This is a genomic window from Clavibacter sp. VKM Ac-2873, from assembly GCF_015351075.1.
Lineage (GTDB): Bacteria > Actinomycetota > Actinomycetes > Actinomycetales > Microbacteriaceae > Clavibacter.
On the sequence record NZ_JADKRS010000004.1, the window covers coordinates 140,043 to 161,526 of the forward strand.

10 protein-coding genes are annotated in these 21,484 nt (G+C 77.3%); 8 read left to right on the top strand and 2 right to left on the bottom strand.

Translation table 11 applies throughout. The features are described 5' to 3' along the window. Positions 1-4 precede the first annotated feature (4 nt). The 8 genes from dapC to ITJ44_RS12495 all read left to right on the top strand — a co-directional run bounded on the left by dapC (position 5) and on the right by ITJ44_RS12495 (position 19,042). Positions 5-1,129 (top strand): succinyldiaminopimelate transaminase, encoded by a 1,125-nt coding sequence (gene dapC / locus ITJ44_RS12460; protein ID WP_370551690.1) that lies wholly within the window; start codon positions 5-7, stop codon positions 1,127-1,129. A 160-nt stretch (positions 1,130-1,289) separates the two neighbouring features. Next, positions 1,290-2,630 carry a citrate synthase gene (locus tag ITJ44_RS12465; protein WP_194635872.1) on the top strand — a complete coding sequence of 447 codons (1,341 nt, stop codon included), beginning with the start codon at positions 1,290-1,292 and terminating at the stop codon, positions 2,628-2,630. 157 nt (positions 2,631-2,787) lie between these two features. Continuing rightward, positions 2,788-4,350 (top strand): serine/threonine-protein kinase, encoded by a 1,563-nt coding sequence (locus ITJ44_RS12470; protein WP_194635873.1) that lies wholly within the window; start codon positions 2,788-2,790, stop codon positions 4,348-4,350. Next, positions 4,347-10,355, top strand: coding sequence for an Ig-like domain-containing protein (locus tag ITJ44_RS12475; protein ID WP_194635874.1), 6,009 nt, complete (start codon positions 4,347-4,349; stop codon positions 10,353-10,355). Before ITJ44_RS12470 ends, ITJ44_RS12475 begins: the two co-directional genes overlap by 4 nt. A gap of 58 nt (positions 10,356-10,413) precedes the next feature. Then, positions 10,414-11,457, top strand: coding sequence for a MoxR family ATPase (locus tag ITJ44_RS12480; RefSeq protein ID WP_194635875.1), 1,044 nt, complete (start codon positions 10,414-10,416; stop codon positions 11,455-11,457). Continuing rightward, positions 11,454-12,968, top strand: a complete 1,515-nt coding sequence (locus ITJ44_RS12485; RefSeq protein ID WP_194635876.1) for a DUF58 domain-containing protein — start codon at positions 11,454-11,456, stop codon at positions 12,966-12,968. The genes ITJ44_RS12480 and ITJ44_RS12485 overlap by 4 nt, the downstream gene beginning before the upstream one ends. Then, positions 12,965-15,532 (top strand): transglutaminaseTgpA domain-containing protein, encoded by a 2,568-nt coding sequence (locus ITJ44_RS12490; RefSeq protein ID WP_370551691.1) that lies wholly within the window; start codon positions 12,965-12,967, stop codon positions 15,530-15,532. Before ITJ44_RS12485 ends, ITJ44_RS12490 begins: the two co-directional genes overlap by 4 nt. Positions 15,533-15,622: 90 nt before the next feature. Then, on the top strand, positions 15,623-19,042 hold the full coding sequence (locus tag ITJ44_RS12495) for an FtsK/SpoIIIE domain-containing protein (RefSeq protein ID WP_194635877.1): 3,420 nt from the start codon (positions 15,623-15,625) through the stop codon (positions 19,040-19,042). Here ITJ44_RS12495 and ITJ44_RS12500 read toward each other — a convergent pair. Beyond that, the gene (locus tag ITJ44_RS12500; protein ID WP_194635878.1) at positions 19,032-20,042 is read right to left on the bottom strand and encodes an asparaginase; all 1,011 of its coding nucleotides are present in this window, start codon (positions 20,040-20,042) and stop codon (positions 19,032-19,034) included. The two genes, ITJ44_RS12495 and ITJ44_RS12500, sit on opposite strands and share 11 nt — an antisense overlap. After that, positions 20,042-21,457 carry a 4-aminobutyrate--2-oxoglutarate transaminase gene (gene gabT / locus ITJ44_RS12505; protein WP_194635879.1) on the bottom strand — a complete coding sequence of 472 codons (1,416 nt, stop codon included), beginning with the start codon at positions 21,455-21,457 and terminating at the stop codon, positions 20,042-20,044. The genes ITJ44_RS12500 and gabT overlap by 1 nt, the downstream gene beginning before the upstream one ends. Between the last annotated feature and the right edge of the window lie 27 nt (positions 21,458-21,484).

A 21,484-nucleotide genomic window follows, 5' to 3' on the forward strand; every position in this document is an offset into this window, starting at 1 on the left:
GCGCGTGGCCTTGGGCGAGCTCCCCGACTACCCCTGGGACCTGATGGCCCCGTACGCCGAGCGGGCCGGGCGGCACCCGGACGGCATCGTCGACCTGAGCATCGGGTCGCCCGTGGATCCGACCCCGACGCTCATCCGCGACGCGCTCGCCTGGGCGACCGACGCGCACGCGTACCCGACCACGGTGGGCACACCCGAGCTCCGGCAGGCGATGGTCGACTGGCACGCACGCCGCCGGAACGCGACCCTCGGCACGGACCAGGTGCTGCCGACCATCGGGTCGAAGGAGATGGTGGCCTGGCTGCCCTTCATGCTGGGCCTCGGCGCGGGCGACGCCGTCGTGCACCCGCGCGTCGCGTACCCGACCTACGCGATCGGCGCGGCCCTCGCGGGCGCGGACGCCGTGCCCGCGGACGACCCGGCCGACTGGCCGGCCACCACGCGCCTCGTCTGGCTGAACTCGCCCGGCAACCCGGACGGCCGCGTCCTCGGCGTCGACGAGCTGCGCGCGGCCGTCGCCCGGGCCCGCGAGCTCGGCGCCGTCATCGCGAGCGACGAGTGCTACGCCGAGCTCGGCTGGGACGGGGAGTGGGCCCAGGGGCCGGCGCCCTCGATCCTCGACGCGCGCGTCGTCGGCGACGACCACGCGGGCGTCCTCGCGCTCTACTCGCTGAGCAAGCAGTCGAACCTCGCCGGGTACCGGGCCGCGCTCGTCGCGGGCGACCGGGAGCTCATCGCCCGGCTGATCCGCGTGCGCAAGCACGCGGGCCTCCTCCCGCCCGCGCCGCTCCAGCACGCCATGACGGTGGCGCTCGGCGACGACGACCACGTGCGCGCCCAGCGCGAGCTGTACCGCGCCCGCCGCGCGGCGCTCCGACCGGCGCTCGAGGATGCCGGCTGGCGCATCGACTCGAGCGAGGCCGGCCTCTACCTCTGGGCGACCCGCGGGCGGGACGCCTGGGAGGGGATCGCCGAGCTCGCCGACCTCGGGATCCTCGCCGGGCCCGGGCCCTTCTACGGCGACGCGTCGCCCGAGCACGTGCGCCTCTCGCTCACGGCGACGGACGAGCGCATCGCCCAGGCGGCGGCGCGGCTCCGCGCGAGCGCGACCGCGGCATCCCCCGCGTAGCACGACCTCCAACGGATCCGGCCGGATGCTGGCGGAGGCGACAGTGTCCCGGTCGGCCCTTTAGGCTGTAGTCGGCTCGGAACCCGACGCCGCGACGACGCCACGAGCGTCCGGCGGCGCGCATCCCCCCGGGCCATCCACCCAGACTCGAGGAGGCGCCGTGACCGATGGCGGGCAGCAGGCGGACGACCGGCCGAAGGCGGACGAGCCCCAGCCGCAGGAGAAGCCCACGGCGACGCTGACGTACCCCGGCGGCCGGGTGGAGTTCCCCATCCTCCCCGCGGTCGACGGCGCGTCCAGCATCGACATCTCGGCGCTCACGAAGAAGACCGGGCTGACGACGCTCGACAACGGCTTCGTGAACACCGCGTCGACCCGCTCGGCCATCACGTACATCGACGGCGAGCAGGGGATCCTGCGCTACCGCGGCTACCCGATCGAGCAGCTCGCGCGCCAGTCGAGCTACCTCGAGGTGGCCTGGCTCCTCATCCGCGGCGAGCTGCCCACGAGCGACGAGCTCGCGGGGTTCGAGGACGACATCCGTCGCCACACGCTCCTCCACGAGGACTTCAAGGGGCTCTTCCGCGCGCTGCCCACCAACGCGCACCCCATGTCGGTGCTGTCGAGCGCGGTCTCCGCGCTCTCCACGTACTACGAGGACTCGCTGAGCGTCCACGACCCCGAGCAGGTCGAGATCTCCACGCTCCGCCTGCTGGCGAAGCTGCCGGTCATCGCGGCGTACGCGCACAAGAAGAGCCTCGGCCAGGCGTTCCTCTACCCGGACAACTCGCTGGGCTTCGTCGACAACTTCCTCCGCCTGAACTTCGGCAACAACGCGGAACGCTACGAGGTCGATCCCGTCGTCAGCCGCGCGCTCGAGCGCCTGCTGATCCTGCACGAGGACCACGAGCAGAACGCGTCGACGTCGACCGTGCGGCTCGTCGGATCCACCGAGGCGAACATGTTCTCCTCCGTCTCCGCCGGCATCGGCGCGCTCTTCGGGCCGCTGCACGGCGGCGCGAACGAGGCCGTGCTCGCGATGCTCGGCCGCATCCGCGACTCCGGCGAGGGCGTCGACCGCTACGTGGAGCGCGTGAAGAACAAGGAGGACGGCGTCCGCCTCATGGGCTTCGGGCACCGCGTCTACAAGAACTTCGACCCGCGCGCCCGCCTCGTGAAGGAGAGCGCCGACGAGGTGCTCGCGGCCCTCGGGATCCAGGATCCGCTGCTCGACATCGCCAAGGAGCTCGAGGCCGTGGCGCTCGCCGACGACTACTTCATCGAGCGGAAGCTCTACCCGAACGTGGACTTCTACACGGGCGTCATCTACAAGGCGATGGGCTTCCCCACGCGCATGTTCACGGCGCTGTTCACCATCGGGCGCCTGCCCGGCTGGATCGCGCACTGGCGCGAGATGAACGAGGACCGGGCCACGAAGATCGGCCGTCCGCAGCAGCTCTACATCGGCCAGCGCGCGCGCGACCTGCCGCCGCGCGACTAGCCCGCCGAGCACCACCCTCGCTCCCGAAGAGGGGGCGTCCGGAGGCCGCCGACCCGTGTACCCGCGCGGATCGGCGACCTAGACTCGTGTGACAGCGAGAGATCCATCCGCCGCCCGCAACAGCCCCTGCCGTCGGTCCCGACCCGAAGAGGGGGCCATGGCCAGACGCCTGCCGTCCTCCCCGCCGGTGCTGCCGGGATTCACGTACGTCACCGTCCTCGGGTCAGGGGGCTTCGCCGACGTGTTCCTCTACGAGCAGGACATGCCGCGGCGCCAGGTCGCCGTGAAGGTGATGCTGGCCGAGATCGTGACCGACCGCCTCCGCGCGATGTTCCGCGCCGAGGCCGACCTGATGGCGCAGCTCAGCGCCCACCCGTCCGTCCTGACGGTGCACCAGGCGTCCGTCGCCGCCGACGGCCGCCCGTACCTCGTGATGGAGCTGTGCTCGTCGAGCCTCAGCGACCGGTACCGGCGCGAGCCGCTCGGCGTGGCCGAGGTGCTGCGCGTGGGGATCCGCATCGCGAGCGCCGTGGAGACCGCCCACCGCGCGGGCGTGCTGCACCGCGACATCAAGCCGGCGAACATCCTGACGACCGCGTTCGGGCACCCCGTGCTCAGCGACTTCGGCATCGCCTCCACGCTCGAGGACGCCGCGGCGACCGACGCGGTCGGCCTCTCCATCCCGTGGTCGGCGCCCGAGGTGCTCGCCGACGAGAGCCCCGGCACCGTGCGGAGCGAGGTCTGGTCGCTCGCCGCGACCGTGTACTCGCTGCTCGCCGGGCGCAGCCCGTTCGAGGTGCCGGGCGGGCAGAACGCGCCCGCGGACCTCGTGGCCCGGATCCAGCGCGCCCGTCCGCTGCCGACCGGGCGCGCCGACGTGCCCGAGCGGCTCGAGCTGGCGCTGCGCCGCGCGATGTCGCGGCAGCCGGAGGCGCGGCCCGAGTCGGCGCTCGCGTTCGTGCGCGAGCTGCAGGCGGTGGAGGCGGAGCTGCGGCTGGCGCAGACGCCGCTCGAGGTCGCGAGCGAGGAGTGGGCGTCGGCCGTGGCGGCGGCCGCCGAGGAGGACGACGACCCGACGCGCGTGCGCGGCATCGTGCAGGTGGATCCGGGGACGACCGGGCCGCGCGGCACGGCCGCCCCGCGGCGTGCCCGGCGGAAGGCGGCGCCCGCTGGCGTGCGCGCGACCGTCGGCGCCGCGCGTCCCGGTGCGCCGGCGACCGCGTCCGAGCCCGTGCGCGCGGGGTCCGCGTCCACGTCCCTCGGCCGGTCCGGATCCGGGCCCGTCGGCGCGTCGACCCCGGCGCGACCTGGCGTCCCCGGCCGGCGCGCGTTCCTCGCCCGGCACCGGGTCGCGATCGTGGCGGCGGCGGCGGGCGCGGTCGTCGCGAGCGTGGCCGTGGGCATGGCGCTCGGCGGATCCGGCGGCACCGCGGCGCGCGACATCCCGGTCGTGGGCGCGATCCAGGCGTCCCCCGCCGCCGACGGCGTGCTGTTCTCCTGGAGCGACCCCGGGCTCGGCGCCGAGGACGCGTACCAGGTGGTCCGCGACGGCGGGCTGCCGAGCACGCAGCGCGACACGACGTTCCGCGTGACGGCGGGCGCCGCCGGCGCGGGCGGCGCCGCGGGCACGGGCGAGCGCGCCTGCATCCGCGTCACGGTCACGCGCGACGGCATCGCCGGGGACGCGTCGACCGAGAAGTGCGCGGAGCTCCCGCGATGATCCGCGAGTGGATCCGCCGCCACCGCCAGGCCGCGACGACCGTCACCGGCGGCGCCGTCGTGCTCGCGCTCCTCACGGGCTTCGCGCTCGTCTCGGACGGCTACCAGGCGCAGCGCGTCGACCTCGACGACGGATCCGTGTGGGTCGTCAACTCCGCGCAGCAGGCGATCGGCCGCGCCAACACGGCCGTGCTCGAGCTCGACAGCGTCGTCGACTCCCGCAGCGAGGACATCGACGTGCTGCAGGCCGGATCGACCGTGCTGCTCGCCGACCGCGGCAGCTCGCGCCTCGACGTGGTCGACGACGCGACGAGCCAGGTGGTCGACACCGCGCCGCTGCCCGCGGGCGCCGAGGTCATGCTCGCGGGGACCCGCGCGGCGATCCTCGTGCCCGCGACGGGCCAGCTGTGGCTGGTGCCGGTCGCGGGCCTCGCCGCGTTCGACGCCGCGAGCCCGCCCACGCTCACGCTCGGCGCCGACGCCGTCGCGTCGATGGGCGACGACGGCACGCTCCTCGTGTACTCGGCCGCGACGGGCGCGCTGTCGCGCATCGATGCCGCCACCGACGACACGGTGCGCGCGACGGTGGACGTCGGCCCGGTCGGGGCGCCCGCGGGCGCGGCGGCCGACGCGACCCTCGACCCGGCGGCGGCCCTCGCCGGCGAGACCGTGCAGGCGGGGGATCCCGGGCGCCCGGCCGGGCAGCGCCTCGCCCTCACGTCCGTCGGCGGGCACTGGGCGCTGTACGACGCCGACGCGCGCGCCCTCCTCGTCGACGGCCGGGCGGTCGACCTCGCCGGATCCGTGGCCGCCGACGCGCGCGTCGCCCTCCAGCGCGGGTCGTCGGGTGGGAGCGGCGTGCTCGTCGCGCACTCGGGCGGCCTCGTGGACGTGCCCGTCGCGGGCGGGGACCCGGTCGTCGTGACCGGCGACGTGCGCGGGGAGCCGGCGCGGCCCGTCCGCGTCGCCGGCTGCGAGTACGCGGGCTGGACCGACGGATCCGGCTGGCAGCGGTGCCTCGCGCCGGCGGCCATGGCGGGCGAGGTCGCGCAGGACGCGCGCCGCACGGCGGCGGGATCCACGAGCGGGCTCGGATCCATGCCCGCGCGGGCCGCCCTCCGCTTCGTCGTGGACGGCACGCGCGTGGTCCTCAACGACACGCGCGGAGGCGCCGCCTGGGCCGTGCAGCGCGAGGCGGGCCTCATCGACAACTGGTCGGACCTCATCGACCGCGACCGCTCCGACACCGTCGTCGAGCAGAACACGGCGGACACCCCGCCCGAGACCGACCGCGTGCAGCAGCCGCCCGTCGCGGTCGACGACGACCTCGGCGCGCGCCCCGGCCGCACGACCGCGCTGCCCGTGCTCCTCAACGACCACGACCCGAACGGCGACGTGCTCGTGATCGACTCCGTCACGCCCGTGGACGCGGGCGTCGGCGCGGTCGACATCGTGGACGAGGGGCAGGGCCTCCAGCTCGCGCTCGCAGCGGGAGCCTCCGGCACGGTGCGGTTCTCCTACGTCGTGAGCGACGGGCGCGGGGGGACCGCGAGCGCCGACGTGCGCGTCGCCGTCCGCGCGCCCGACGCGAACGCCGCGCCCGTGCAGGTGCAGCCCGCGACGGGGACGGTCGCGGAGGGCGACCGGCTGCAGGCCGACGTGCTGGGCGGCTGGTACGACCCCGACGGGGATCCGATGTACCTCACGCGCGCCAGCGTCGCCGCGCCCGACGCCGTGAGCTGGAAGCCCGAGGGCCGCGTCGTCTACACGGACGCGGGGGCCGGCGGCGACACGCGGACCGTCGCGCTGCAGGTGTCCGACGGACGCGAGGAGGGATCGGGCGCGCTGGTCGTCACGGTGCGCCGCGCCGGGGACGTGCCGCTCGTGGCCGAGGGGTTCGTCGTGCAGGCGTCCGTCGGGCGCGAGATCACCGTGGAGCCGCTCACGCACGCACGCGGCGGGAGCGGGGCGATCCGGCTGGCGGCCGTGCCCGCGCGGGCCGGGGTGCAGATCACGCCCGACCTCGAGGCCGGCACGTTCCGCCTGCAGGGCGGCCAGGCGGGCACGCACCTGCTCGAGTACACCGTGACCGACGGGCGGACGAGCGCCACGGGCGCGGTCCGGGTGGAGGTGCGCGGCGCGCCCGCGTCCGACGGCCGGCCGGTGACCGTGCCGCACACCGTGTTCGTGCGCGCGCTCCAGACCCAGGACGTGGACGTGCTCCAGGCCGACTTCGACCCCGCGGGCGGCGTGCTCGTGATCACCGACGCGGTCTCGCCCGAGGACGCGGTGGGCGTGCGCGCGGAGGTCGTCGGGCAGCGGCTCGTGCGGATCAGCCTGACCCGGCCGCTCGACGGGCCCGTGGACGTCGCGTACCGCGTCAGCAACGGCGTCGCGGAGGCGACCGGCGTGATCACGGTGATCGAGGTGCCCGAGCCCGCCCAGCGCCAGCCGCCCGTCGCGACCGACGACCGCGTGGCCGTGCGCGTGGGCGACGCCGTCGACATCCCCGTGCTCGCCAACGACGAGCAGCCCGACGGCGACCGGCTGCGCCTCGACCCCGTGCTGGTGGATCCGCTCCCCGAGGGCGCCGGCCTCCTCGTCGCGAGCGAGGACCGGCTCCGCTACCTCGCGCCCGACCGCACGGGCGACTACACCGCCGTCTACCGCGCCGTCGCGCCCGACGGCCAGTGGGCGACCGCGACGCTCACCGTCTCCGTGCGCGAGGCCGACGTCGCGACCAACGCGGCGCCCGTGCCGCGCCCGCTGACGGCGCGCGTGCTCGCGGGGGAGACCGTGCGGATCCCCGTGCCGCTCACCGGCATCGACCCCGACGGCGACTCGGTGCGGCTCCTCGGGCAGGACGCCGGGCCGGAGAAGGGCCAGGTCGTCGAGGTCGGGCCGGACTGGATCGACTACCAGGCGGGCGACTACTCCACCGGCACCGACGCGTTCGCGTACGCCGTGGTCGATGGGCTCGGCGCGCGGGCGACCGGCACGATCCGCGTGGGCATCAGCACGCGCGTCGAGGGCGCCAGGAACCCCGTCGCGACCGCGGACACCGTCACCGTCCGGCCCGGCCGCGTGCTCCGCGTGCAGGTGCTCGCGAACGACACGGACCCGGACGGCGGTGCGCTCTCGCTCGTCTCGGTGCAGCCGCAGGCGGAGGGGCTCGTCGCCGGGCTCGACGGCGACACCGTGCGCGTCGTCGCGCCCGACGCCGCCGGCCGCTACGGCTTCGTCTACGGCGTGCGCAACGCGCGCGGCGGCAGCGACGAGGCGTTCCTCACGGTGATCGTGGATCCCGCCGCGCCGCCCACCCGGCCCATCGCGCGCGACACGGTGCTCCAGCTCTCCGACGTGCTCGACCGGTCGAGCGTCGACGTCGACGTGATGCGCAACGTCTTCTCCGCGGAGGGCGACGCGTCGTCGCTCGTGCTCTCCGTCGGCGCGGGCTACGAGGACGTGGCGCGCGTGACGGCCGACGGCCGGATCCGCGTCGAGGTGGGCGACGCGCGCCGCATCGTCCCGTTCACCGTCGCGCAGCCGGACGACCCGTCGATCTCCGCGACGGCGTTCGTCTGGGTCCCCGGCTTCGCCGACACACTGCCGCAGCTCCGCGTCGGCTCGCCGCGGCCGACCGTGGCGAGCGGCGAGCGCCTCGTGGTCGAGCTCGACCAGCAGGTGGTCGCGGCGGGCGGGCGCGCCGTGCGCATCGCGGATCCGAACGCGCTGTCGGCCACGCACGCCGACGGGCCCGTGGAGCTCGTGGACGACGACACCATCGCGTACCGCAGCGAGCCGGGGTACTTCGGGCCGGCGGCGATCTCCTTCACGGTGACCGACGGATCCGGCGCGGGCGGGCGCACGGCCGCGCTCGTGCTCCCGATCACGGTCACGCCCACCGAGAACCAGCCGCCCGTGTTCACGGGCGCGGTCATCGACCTGGAGCCCGGGCAGTCGAAGGACGTCGACCTCGGCCGCCTCACCACCTACCCGTACCAGGACGACCGGGGGCAGCTCGCGTTCGCGCTGGAGGGAGCCGTCGCGGCCGGGTTCCGCGCCTCGGTCGACGGCGGCACGCTGCGCATCTCGGCCGACGAGGGCGTCGCGACGGGCGCGGCCGCGTCCTTCCCGGTGAGCGTCCGCGACGCCACCCAGACCGGCCGGGCCGGCCGCGTGGACCTGCGCGTCGTGCCGTCGACGCGCCCCCTCGCCCAGCCCGCGACCGACGAGGGCACCGTGACCCGCGGATCCTCCACCTCCATCGACGTGCTCGCCAACGACCAGGCGGGCAACCCCTTCCCGGGCACGCCGCTCACGGTCGCCTCCATCCGCGGCGCCGACGGCGCGAGCCTGCCCACGGGCGTGACCGTGACGCCGTCGGAGGACCGCGCCACGCTCGCCGTGCGCGCGACCGCGGAGGCGGAGCCCGGCGACGTGCGCGTGCAGTACGAGGTGCGCGACGCCACGGGCGACGCGGGGCGGGCCGCGTTCGGCACCGTCGTGATCCACGTGCAGGACCGCCCGGGACCGGTGTCGGCCCTCCGCGCGACCGGCTTCGCCGACCGCTCCGTCACGGTGGCGTTCGAGCCGGGCGCGTTCAACGGATCCGCCATCACCGGCTACCAGGTGCGCGTGCTCCGCGGCGGCACGGCGACCGCGACCGTCACGTGCCCGTCGACGACCTGCACCGTGCCGACGCCCGGCAACGGCCCCGCGAGCGGGGTGCAGGTGGAGGTGGCGGCCGTGAACGGCGTGGGCGCCTCCGACCCGGTGTCGATCTCGGGCCTGTGGTCGGACGTGCTCCCGGCCGCGCCCGCGGGCCTCGCCGTCGAGCCGCTCGTCGACGGGCTGCGCCTCTCGTGGCAGCCGTCGGCCGTGCCCTCCTCGTCGAGCCCGGTCACGCAGTACGTGGTGGGCGTGGGCGGCATCTCCCGGCAGGTCGCCGCCGACGCCACGAGCGTCGAGGTGCGGGATCCGTCGCTCGTCGCCGAGGTGCCCGTCGCCGTCTCGGTCGCCGCCCGCAACAGCGCCCAGGTGCAGGACGCGTCGGCGTGGCTCGCCGCCACCGCGACCGGCACGCCGCGCGGCGCCCCCACCGCGACCGGCGCGCCCGCCGCGGTGGCCGACCCGGCCGACGAGACGCGCGTGACCGTGTCGTGGCCGGCGTTCCAGGGCCCGGGCGTCGACGGGATCCGCTACCTCGTCGCCGCGTACGCCCCGGGATCCGCGCCCGGCTGCTCCGTGCCCACCGAGGGCGTGTCCCCGTGGGCGGCCGAGCACGGCCCCGCGATCGAGGTGGGCGGCGCGACCAGCCACGAGTTCACGGGCCTCGCGGCCGACCAGCCCGTCGCGTTCGCGGTGCTCGCCGCCAACAGCCAGGGCTGCACGGTCGTCGAGGCCGGCCAGCTCACCCCCCGCACGGCGCCGTCGACGCCCGTCGTCCGCGTCGACCTGCCGAGCCCCGACCGCTCGGCCGACGGGGTCTTCCGCGCGGTCCTCGCCGACGCCCGCTACCGGCCGGGCGACCCGTCCGCGTCCGCGCAGCTGCTGTACCGGGTCGACGGCCAGGGAGACGGCGTGCCGATCGGCGTCGGCCAGGCGCTCGCGCTGCCGCGCACGGGGACGGGCGCGACCATCCAGGTGCGCGTCCTGGAGGACTCGGGCGACGGGCGCCAGCGCTCGAGCGGCTGGTCGGATCCCGTCCCCGTCGGCACCGCCGTGGACGCGCGCGCGGGCGACGTGCGCTCGGCCACCGACGAGGCCGGCGTCACGACCTTCTCCTGGACCTCGATGCCGCCGGCCGCCGGTCGCGGCGCGCGCGTCGCGGACGGCGGCGGGTACGCGCGCAGCGAGTGGCGCTGCGGCGGACAGGGCGCCTGGACCGACGCGTCGTCCGGCGCGGCCGGATCCTGCCGGGTCCCGGCGGGCGGCGAGCGGATCCTGGAGGTGCGCGTCACCGCGAACTCGGGCACGCTGTACACGTACGCCCACCGTGGATGACGGCCGTTCCCGCGGCTCCGACGCCGGACCCGAGGCCGCACCCGAGAGGCACGAACCCATGACGATGACCGCCGACGAGGCCCGCGCCTTCCAGGACGAGTTCGCGCGGCTCGTGCGCAACGTCGAGCAGGTGCTGCTCGGGAAGTCCCACGTGGTGCGCCTCGCGTTCACCGCCATGGTCACGGGCGGCCACCTCCTGCTCGAGGACGTGCCCGGCACCGGCAAGACGTCGCTCGCGCGCGCCATGGCGCAGACCGTGGACGGCACGCACAGCCGCGTGCAGTTCACGCCCGACGTGCTGCCCGGCGACATCACGGGCGTGAGCGTCTACGACCAGCGCACGGGCGACTTCGAGTTCCACCGCGGGCCGGTGTTCGCGAGCATCGTGCTGGCCGACGAGATCAACCGCGCGAGCCCGAAGACCCAGTCGGCGCTCCTCGAGGTGATGGAGGAGGGCCGCGTCACGGTCGACGGGGAGCCGCACGACGTGGGGCACCCGTTCATGGTCATCGCCACCCAGAACCCCATCGAGCAGGCCGGCACCTACGCGCTGCCCGAGGCGCAGCTCGACCGGTTCCTGCTGCGCACCTCCATCGGGTACCCCGACCACGAGTCGATGCTGCGGATCCTGCAGGGCGCCGCCGTCAGCGCCCACGACGTGACGCTCGCGCCGGTCGCGACGGCCGCCTCCGTGCGGGCGCTGCAGGAGCGCGCGGGGACCGTGCACGTGGATCCCGCGGTCGCCGACTACGTGGTGCGGCTCGTCGACGCCACCCGCACGGCGCCGGAGGTGCGCCTGGGCGCGAGCGTGCGCGGCGCCCTCGCGCTCGTGCGCGCGTCCCGCACGTGGGCCGCCGCCGACGGGCGGCACTACGTGGTGCCCGACGACGTGAAGGCGCTCGCCGAGCCCGTGCTCGCGCACCGGCTGCTGCTGGATCCCGAGGCCGAGTTCGACGGCGTGACGCCCACGAGCGTGCTGTCGCAGATCCTCATCGAGACCGCGCCGCCGCGCGACGGGCACGCGGGGGCGACGGCGTCGGCGTCCGCGACCGGTGCGCGTGGCGCGGGCTCCCACGCCGCGGGCGCGCGGCCGGGCGGATGAGCGCGGTCGGGACGCGCGGCCGGGCCGCCGACCCGGATCCCGCCGCCGTGCCGGCGCCCCCCGCCGCGCCCGCGGCCCCCGCCCCGCCCGGGGCGCTCCCGCCCCTCCCCGACACCGTGCCGTCGCGGAACGCGCTCGCGCGCCTCGCCGCCGTCGTCACGCCGCTCGGCCGCGTCGTCGCGCTGGCCGCGATCGTCGCGGGCGCCGCCGGATACGCGCTCGGCTGGCGCGAGCTCGTCGCGGTCGCGTGGACCGGCGCCGCCCTCTGGGCCATCGCGCTGCTGCACCTCGTCGGGTCGTCGGGCGTCGAGGTCTCGCTGCGCCTGCCGCGCGACCGCGTGGTGGCGGGGGAGCGCGCGCCCGCGACCGTCGCCGTGCGGAACCCGCTGCGCCGCCGGGCCGTGGGGCTCACGGTGGAGGTGCCCGTCGGATCCGGTCTCGCCGAGGTCCACGTGCCCTCGCTCGCGCACGGCCACTCGCACGAGGACGTGTTCGTCGTGCCCACCTCGCGGCGCGGCGTGATCGCGCTCGGCCCCGCGCGCATCGTCCGCGGCGACCCGATCGGCCTGGTGCGCCGCGAGTCCGCCGAGGCCGCCGCGACCCGGCTCCTCGTGCACCCGCGCACGCTCGCGATGCCCAGCACCAGCACGGGCTTCGTCCGCGACCTCGAGGGCCGCGCCACGCGCGACCTCACCGACAGCGACGTGTCGTTCCAGTCGCTGCGCGAGTACGTGCCCGGCGACCCGGTGCGGCACATCCACTGGCGGTCGACCGCGAAGACCGGCGTGCACATGGTGCGGCGGTTCGAGGAGACCCGGCGGAGCCACATCATGGTCGCGCTGTCGCTGCACGCGGGCGACTACGGCGACGGCGGCGCCGCGGCGGCCGGGGACGCGGGAGGCGCGGCGGTCGCGGCCGGCGGCACCACGGTCGCGGCCGGATCCGCGGCGGGCGCGCTCGCCGGATCCACCGCCGACGCCGAGTTCGAGCTGGCCGTGAGCGTCGTCGGATCCCTGGGCGCGCGCGCCATCGTCGACGCGCGCACCGTGCAGGTCGTCGCGAGCGCCGACCGGGCCGCCGGTCGCGCCAGGGCCCGCCGCCTGCCGACCGTGCCCACGCTGCCCGGCCTCGCCCGCACGGTGGCGCGCTCCGGGCCGCCCGGATCCCGCTCCGCGCGCCTGCGCCGCCTCGCCACCGTCACCCGCGACCGGCTCCTCGACGACCTCGCCGAGATCGCCGCGTCGGACTGCGCGGCGTCGCTCGTGGAGCTGGCCCGCGCCGCCGCCGACGAGGTCGCCGGCGTCTCGGTCGTGTTCCTCGTCTGCGGGACGGGGGCGGCGCCCGCCCGGATCCGCGCGGCCGCCGTCGGCTTCCCGCCCGGCGTGCAGGTGGTCGCGGTGGTCTGCGACCCCGAGGTCGAGCCCGGCCTCCGGCGCCTCGGCGACCTGTCCGTCCTCACGATCGGCTACCTCGACGACCTGCGCGGCGCCCTGCAGCGGAGCGCGTCGTGAGCGCGCGGGGCGCAGGGGGCCCGCGGGGCGCGGGGGACGCTCGCCGCCCGGCCGCGCGCCGCCGCACCGGCCGCGACGCCCGCCGCCCCCGCGGCCCCGGCCGCGACGCCCGCCGCCCCCGCGGCCCCGCCGGATCCCGCGACCCCGGCCGCACCCTCGTCCCCGTCCTCGCGATCACGCTCCTCACCGGCCTCGCGGCCGCCGCGTTCTGGCCCGTCTACCGGGACGCGTCGTTCGTGCGCATGGTCGCCGTCACGCTGGTCGTCGGCGCGCTCGTCGCGGTCGCGGGCGCCGGGTTCCGGTGGGGGAGCGCGGTCGTGGCGGGCGCGATCCTGGTGGCCTTCCTCGCGCTCGGGGTGCCGCTCGCGGTGCCCACCGGCGCGGTCGACGGCTGGCGCCCCACGCTCGCGGGCCTCGGCGAGCTCGTGGAGGGCGCGTCCCTCGGCGTCGTGCGGCTCGTGACCATCGCGCTCCCGGTCGGCGACTACCAGGCGCTGCTCGTGCCCGCGTTCGCGCTCGTGCTGCTGGGATCCGTGATCGGCGTGTCGGTGGCGCTGCGCACCCGGCGGCCCGAGCTCGCGGTGATCCCCTCCCTCGTGGTCCTCGTCGCCGCGGCCGCCCTCGGCCCCGACCGCAGCCAGGGCCCCGACGCGCCCGACACCGCGGGGCTCCTCGTCCCGGTCGCGCTCGCCTGGCTCGCGGCCGCGCTGCTGTGGATCGCCCGCTGCCGCTGGCGTCGGCGCCACCGCGCGGTCCGCCGGCTCGGCCGGCAGTCGGGGATCCCGGTGGAGTCCGCGTCCGACCGGCGCCGCTCGGGCACGCGCGCCGGGATCTCCGCGGTCGTCGTGCTCGCGGCCGCCCTGGTCGCGGGCGTCGCCGCCACGGCCGCGGCCCCGCCAGGCGCATCCCGCACCGGCCTCCGCTCCACGGTCGAGCAGCCGTTCGATCCCCGCGAGCAGGTCAGCCCGCTCTCGTCCTTCCGCACCTACTGGAAGACGCCGACGGTGGACGACACGCTGCTCACGGTCGCGGGCCTCCCCTCCGGCGGCCGGGTGCGCCTCGCCGCGCTCGACACGTACGACGGCGTCGTCTACGGCACGGGCGGCGCGCGCGGCAGCGACGACGCGTCGCGCACCGGCCAGGCCTCCGGCACCTTCGCGCGCGTGCCGTACCGGCTCGACCAGACGGGCGTCGCCGGCGACCGGGTCACCCTCGACGTGGTCGTCGACGCCTACCGCGGCGTGTGGCTGCCGGGCGCGGGCCGCCTCGAGCGCATCGCCTTCGCGGGCGACGACGGCGGACGCCTCGCCGACTCCTTCTACTACGACGACGCGAGCGCCACCGGCGCCGTGATCGGCGGGCTGGCCGCGGGCGACGCCTACGAGATCGAGGCCGTCGTCGCGTCGACGCCGCCCCTGGACGCGCTCGCCGACGAGCGCCCCGGCGACGCGGTGGCCCCGCGACCCACGGGCGTGCCCGACGAGGTCGCCGCGCGCGTGCAGGCGTCCACCGCCGCTCCCGACGGCGCGACGGCGGGCGGCACCGACGCCGGAGCCGGGACGTCCGCGTCGCCCGGTGCGCGGCTCGTGGCCGCCGTCTCGGCCCTCCGCGCCGACGGGTACGTGAGCCACGGCGTCGGCGACGCGCCCTTCAGCCGGTCGGGCCACTCGGCCGAGCGGATCGCCGACCTCCTCACGAACCGCCCCATGCTGGGCGACGCGGAGCAGTACGCGGTCGCGGCCGCGCTCATCGCCGACGACATCGGCTTCCCCGTCCGCGTCGTGATGGGCTTCGCGCCCGGCGAGGCCGCCGTGCGGGAGGCGCGCGGCGGGCCGGTGCGGATCCGCGGATCCGACGTGTCCGCCTGGATCGAGGTCGACACGGCGTCGTCCGGCTGGGTCGCCGTGGATCCGAACCCGCCCGTCCGCGACGTCCCCGACGCCCTGCCCGACGAGCCCACCGAGGTCGCGCGCCCGCAGACCGTGCTGCCGCCGCCGGTCGAGGAGCAGGCCGAGCCCGAGGACCGCACGCCGCCGGACGCGGGCCGGGACGACCGGCCGGAGGCGGATCCCGCGCTCCAGGCCGTGCTCGCCGCCGTGCGCGTCGCCGGCTGGTCGCTCCTCGGGCTCGGTCTCGCGGTCTCGCCGTTCCTCGCGGTGGTGGGCGCGAAGGCCGCGCGGCGGCATCGACGGCGCCGGGCGGCCGTGGCGCGCGACCGGGTGGGCGGCGCGTGGGACGAGTTCCACGACGGCGCGCTCGACCGCGGCCTCGTGCCGCACGTCGCGGCCACGCGGCGCGAGGTGGCGCGGCTGGTGGGCGTCGGCGGTGCCCGCGGGCTCGCGGACGTGGCCGACGAGTCGGCGTTCGCGCCGGGCGAGGTCCCGGATCCGCTGGCCGACGCCGCCTGGCGCCGCGTCGACGAGCTGGCCGTGCGCATGGACGCGGGCCGGACCCGCCGGCAGCGGCTCCGGGCGATGGTGTCGCTCGCGTCGCTGCGGGGTGCGCGGGGAGCCGGTGGACGCGGGCCGGGTGCGCGGATCGGGCGGCGGCTCCCGCGTCGCTGAGGGCTCCTCCCCAGGGCGCGCTCGCGCCGTCCGTCCCCGGCGTGCGCCCGGCCCTCCGCGGCGGCACCGCGCGCATGGTGTCCTCGCGCGGTGGACATCTCCCCGCCCCCGTCGCCCGCGCCCGCGCCGCCGCCGCCGTTCCCCGTGCTCGGCGTCGCGGCGCCCCTCGTCGTCAGCGTCGCCGTCTGGGCCGTCACGCGCTCGCCGTACGCGCTGCTGTTCGCGGCGCTCGGCCCGGCGGTAGCGATCGCGGGCGTCGCGGACCAGCGGATCTCCGGTCGCCGCTCGGCCCGCCGCGTCGACCGCGCGTCGCGCGTCGCGGTCGCGCGGCTGCACGCCGAGGTGCGGGCGCGCGTCGCCGCCGCCCGCGTCTCCCTGCGCGCGCGGGCGCCGTCCGCGCGCGAGATCCTCGACGGCAGCGTCAACCCCGCGCTCCTCTGGCGGGCGGATCCGGGCGGGGGCGGCGGGCTCCCGATCGCGCTCGGCACGGGCGACGTGCCGAGCGGCATGGTCTGGCGGGGAGATCCGGACGCGCGCGTGCCCGACGCCCGCGGCCGCACCGGATCCGGGGCCCTCCGGCGCGTGCTGCTGCGGCGCTCCACCCTGCCGCGCGCCCGCGGCGCGTCGACGCGAGCGCGGTCGGTGGCGGCCACCCCCGGCGCCGACGCCGCGGAGCACCGTCCCGGGCGGTGGGCGGATCTCGTCCGCTGGGTCCCCGACGCGCCCGTCCTCGTCTCCGCCGCGGGCGGCCTCGGGCTGCGTGGCGCCCCCGCGCTCGTCGCGCCGGTGCTCCGCGGCGTCGTCGTCCAGCTCGTGCACGCCGTCCCCCCGGACGACCTGCGCGTCCTCTCGCGCCCGGCCGGGCCCGAGTGGGACTGGCTCGAGCGGCTCCCGCACGCGGCCGACGGGTTGCGCGAGGAGCGGACCGATGCCCTCCTGCCGGCCCCGTCGGGCCGCGCGCCGAGGGAACCGGAGACCACGGCGATCCGCCTCGTGCTCGGCACGCGGGAGGTCGTGCTCGCCACGGCGCCGCGGGTCGAGTCGCTCCCGGCCGCGTGCCGCACGGTGCTCGACGTCCGCAGCCCCGGCGCGGCGCGGATCCTCGCGGCCGACACCGCGGCGGAGGCCGCGGACGCGCACGTCCCCCTCGGCGCGCTGCCCGCCGCGGAGCCCGTCGTGCCCGCGCTCCGGCCCGGGGACGGCCGCATCGGGGTCCCGTCCACGCGGCTCACCCGCACGGGCCTCGTGCGCCCCGACCTCGTCTCCCTCACGGAGGTGGAGCGCCTCGCCGACGAGCTGGCCGACCTCGCGCGGCGGCGCGGGCTGGCGGCGGCCCGGACCCCGCTCCCGGCGCGCGTGGCCTTCGCGGAGCTCCCGGCCGCCGGCCGCTCCGGCCCCGCCGTGCCCGCACCCTCGTCGGGCAGCGGCCGCGATGCGAGCCCGCCCCCGGCCCCGGTCCGTCGTCCCCGCACGCTGGCGGCGACCCTCGGCGTCGGGCACGCCGGTCCCGTGGCCGTCGACCTCGTCGCGGACGGCCCGCACGCGGTCGTCGCGGGCACCACGGGCAGCGGCAAGAGCGAGCTCCTCGTCACGTGGATGGCGGCGCTCGCCGCGGCGCATCCGCCGGAGGAGGTCACCGTGCTCCTCGTCGACTTCAAGGGCGGCGCGGCCTTCGACCCGCTGCTCGTCCTGCCGCACGCCGTCGGCCTCGTCACCGACCTCGACGGCCAGGGTGCCCGCCGCGCGCTGGAGAGCCTGCGCGCGGAGGTCCGGCACCGCGAGCGCGTGCTCCGCGACGCCGGGGCCCGCGACATCGACGACCCCGCCGCGGCGGGCGTCCTGCCGCGCCTCGTCATCGTCGTCGACGAGCTCGCCGCCCTCCTCGCCGACCAGGACGGCCTGCACGAGGTCGTCGCCGACATCGCCGCCCGGGGCCGCTCCCTCGGCATGCACCTGGTGCTGTGCACCCAGCGCCCCGCCGGCGTCGTGCGCGACGCGGTGCTCGCCAACTGCGACCTCCGCCTCTCGCTCCGCGTCAACAACGAGGCCGACAGCCGAGCGCTCCTCGGCACCGTCGAGGCGGCCCGCCTCGCCGACGCCCCCGTGGGTCGCTGCCTCGTCGGAGCGCACGGCGTGCCGGCGCGCCCGTTCCAGGTGGCGGTCACGACGCCGGACGACCTGGCCCGCATCGCCGCCGCGCAGGCGACGGCCGCGCCCGTGCGGCGACCGTGGCTGGATCCGCTGCCCGCGGCGGTCCCGCTCGCCGCCCTCGCCGCGGTGCCGCCCCTCGTGCGGCGCGCGACGGCCGCGCCCGACGCCGCCGCGCCCGACGCCGCCGCGCCCGCCGTCCCGTTCGCCCTCGTCGACCTGCCCGCGGAGCAGCGGCGGGCCACGGCCGTGTGGTGCCCGGCGACGGACGGCCACCTGCTCGTCGTCGGCGGTCCCGGATCCGGCCGCAGCACGTGCCTGCGCACCATCCGGGCGTCGGCCGCGGCCGCCGGCGTCGAGGTGCTCCGGGTGCCCGCGGACGCGGAGGGCTGCTGGGACGCGGTCACCGCCGTCGTCACCCGCATCCGCGATCCGCGCGCCCCGCGCGACCACCTCCTCGTGCTGGCAGACGACCTCGACGTCGCCGTCTCCCGCCTGGAGCCCGAGCACCAGGCCGCGCTCCTCGAGGGGCTGGCTGCCGTCGTCCGGGAGGGGCCGCATGCCGGGGTGGCGCTCGCCGCCTCGGGTCGTCGCGCGGGCGGGCCGCTCCAGGTGGTGGCGGCTGCCGCGGGGCCGCCCGTGGTCCTGCCGCTCCCGACCAGGCAGGAGCACGTGCTGGCGGGCGGCGACAGCCGCCTCTTCGACGCCCGTGCGACGCCCGGTGCGGGGGAGTGGCGCGGCGAGCGCATCCAGGTCGCCCGGCCGCCCGCGGTCGAGGAGGCATCGGGCCGGCCCGCCGAGGCCTCCGGTCCTCCGTGGCTCGCCGATCCCGCGCCCCGCGTGGTCCTCGCCGCCGGTGTCGTCCACGCGCTCGTCACGTCGTCACCCGCCAGCGCGGTCGCGCGACTCCGGGAGAGCGGGATCGACGCCGTCGAGGCGGCTCGGCTCCCTCCGGGCTGGTCGTCGGATCAGGCATTCCCCGCTGCCGCCGCGGACGGCGTCGGCGCGCGCGACGGGATCGGCCCCGGCGCGCACGACGGCGGCGTCCGCGGTCCGCACCCCCGGGTCGTGGTCGGGGACCCCGACGCCTGGCTGCTGCGCGGCCCGCTCCTCGCGGACCTCCGCCGCACGGGCGACGTCGTCCTGGAGGGCTGCGCCCCGCGGGACGCGCGCACGCTCCTCCGCATCCGCGTGGTCCCGCCGCCGCTCGCTCCGGTCCACGGACGGGCCTGGCGGATCACCCCCGACGGCGACGTCCGCCGCTGCTCGTGGCCCCCGGCGACGACCGGGGCGCCCGTCGCACGGATGGCGGGAGCAGCGGCCCGCGACGACCCCGCGCGCCCCGCCGGGATCAGCCGATGAGCGCGGGCGACACGCGGATCTCGCCCACCGGCACGCCGCCGCCGAGCACCTGGAGGTCGAGCTCGGGGCGCACGCGCTCCACGTCGTCCCGCGCGATCGCGCCCGTCTGCGCCAGCAGCTCGAGCGCCACGATGGTGGACGCCCGGAGGCTGCCGTCCAGGGTCTTGGAGGCCACCGTCGTGCCGTCGGGAGCGGTCATGATCATGATCCCCTCGGCCCCGCCCTTGGCGAACAGGCCGAGCCGCTCGATCACGACGGTGTTCGCGCGGCCGGGTCCGTCGATGGCCCAGCCCTGGGCGCGCACCGCCGCGGTCAGCGCCGCCGCGTGCCGGTACAGCGCGAACGGCGAGCCGGGCGCGGAGGTCGCGATGCGGTGGATCCCGCGCGCGAGGGCCGTCAGCGACATCGCGTGCACGGGCGCGCCGCACCCGTCGACGCCCGTCGTGGCGATCCGCTCGCCCGTGAAGCGCTCGACCACGTCGCGGATCCGCACCTGCAGGGGGTGGTCCGGGTGCAGGTAGTCGTCGGTCGGCCAGCCGTTGGTCACGCAGGCCAGCAGCATCGCGGCGTGCTTGCCGGAGCAGTTCATGTAGATCGGCGACGCGGGGATCCCGGCACGCACGAGCTCGTCGCGCGCAGCCCGGTCGAGCGGCCAGTCGGCGGGGCAGCGCAGCGCGGACTCGTCGAGCCCGGCCTTCGCGAGGATCCCGCGCACGACCTCCACGTGCCGCGCGGTCGCCGCGTGGCTCGCGGTGGCGAGCACGTGCTCCTCCTCGGTGAGCTCCGCGCCGCTCGCCAGCACGGCGAGGGCCTGGAACGGCTTCATGCTCGAGCGCGGGAACACGGGCGTGGTCGCGTCGCCGACCTCGCGCAGCACCTCGCCCGCAGGCGACAGCACGACGGCCGCGCCGATGTGGCGCGACTCCACGAAGCCGCTGCGCTCGAGCACCGCGAGCTCCACGGCGCCCTGCACGGGGATCGTCTCGACGGCCGTCGCCATCAGAGCGCCCGGAACGCGTCGGCGATCACGCCGAGGGCGTCGTCGAGCAGCTCGTCGGAGATCGCGAGGCTCGGGAGGAAGCGCAGCACGTTGCCGTACGTGCCGGCGGTGAGGATGATCACGCCGTGCGCGTGGCAGTGCGCCGCGATCGCCGCGACCGCGTCCGCGTTCGGCTCCTTGGTGGTGGATCCGGTGCCCGGCTGCACGAGCTCGATCGCGATCATCGCGCCGATGCCGCGCACGTCGCCGATGATGTCGTGCTCCTGCTGCAGCTCCGTGAGGGCGCGGTGCAGGTGGTCGCCGATGCGGGTGGCCTCGGCGAGCAGGCCGTGCGTCTCGATCGCCTCGAAGACGGCCACGGCGGCGGCCGCGGCCACGGGGTTGCCGCCGAACGTGCCGCCGAGCCCGCCCGGGAGGGCCGAGTCCATGATCTCGGCGCGGCCGGTCACGCCGGCGAGCGGCAGGCCGCCCGCGATGCCCTTGGCCGTGAGCACGAGGTCGGGCACGAGCCCGAGGTGCTCGCTCGCGAAGAAGCGGCCGGTGCGCGCGAGCCCCGACTGGATCTCGTCCGCGATGAAGACGACGCCGTTCGCCGTGCACCACTCCTGGAGCGCCGGCAGGAAGCCGTCGGCGGGGACCATGAAGCCGCCCTCGCCCTGGATGGGCTCCGCGACGACGCACGCGAGGTCGGTCGCGCCGATGCGCTTCTCGAGGTACGAGATGGTGCGGGCCGCGGCCTCGGCGCCGGTGAGGCCGTCGTGATACGGGTACGAGCTCGGCGCGTGGTAGACGTCGCCCGCGAAGGGGCCGAAGCCCGTGCCGTAGGGCGACGCCTTGTAGTTCATCGCCATGGTGAGGTTAGTGCGGCCGTGGTACCCGTGGTCGAGCACGGCCACCGCGCGGCGGCCCGTGTGCTTCCGGGCGATCTTCACGCCGTTCTCCACGGCCTCCGCGCCCGAGTTCACGAGCACCGTGCGCTTCTCGTGCGTGCCGGGCGTGTGCTCCGCCAGCAGCTCCGCCACGCGCACGTACTCCTCGTACGGCGTCACGGTGAAGAGCGTGTGGATCACGTCGCCGAGCTGGGCGGTCGCGGCGTCCACGACCTCCTGGCGGGTGTGGCCGACGGTGGTCACGCCGATGCCGGCGCCCAGGTCGATGAAGCGGTTGCCGTCCACGTCCTCCACGATCGCGCCGTGGGCGCGGGCGATGTAGACGGGGAGGAGGGAGGAGACGCCGGGCGGCACCACGCGCTTCCGGCGCTCGTGCAGCTCGCGCGAGAGCGGGCCGGGGATCTCCGTCACGATGCGTCGCTCCTGCGGCACCTGCGGGCGCGCGTCGCGGGCGGACGCGGCGGGGGAGTCGGAGGCGGAGCCGGCAGGAGTGCCGACGCGGGCGGAGTCCAGGGTGTCTGTCATGATCCGGCGAGTTTACCCGCGCGGACG

Excerpts from the sequence above, each read along its gene's own strand:
- ITJ44_RS12500 (WP_194635878.1), bottom strand. The coding sequence starts at position 20,042 with ATGGCGACGGCCGTCGAGACGATCCCCGTGCAGGGCGCCGTGGAGCTC.
- gabT (WP_194635879.1), bottom strand. The coding sequence starts at position 21,457 with ATGACAGACACCCTGGACTCCGCCCGCGTCGGCACTCCTGCCGGCTCC.
- ITJ44_RS12475 (WP_194635874.1), top strand. The coding sequence starts at position 4,347 with ATGATCCGCGAGTGGATCCGCCGCCACCGCCAGGCCGCGACGACCGTC.
- ITJ44_RS12470 (WP_194635873.1), top strand. The coding sequence starts at position 2,788 with ATGGCCAGACGCCTGCCGTCCTCCCCGCCGGTGCTGCCGGGATTCACG.
- ITJ44_RS12480 (WP_194635875.1), top strand. The coding sequence starts at position 10,414 with ATGACGATGACCGCCGACGAGGCCCGCGCCTTCCAGGACGAGTTCGCG.
- ITJ44_RS12485 (WP_194635876.1), top strand. The coding sequence starts at position 11,454 with ATGAGCGCGGTCGGGACGCGCGGCCGGGCCGCCGACCCGGATCCCGCC.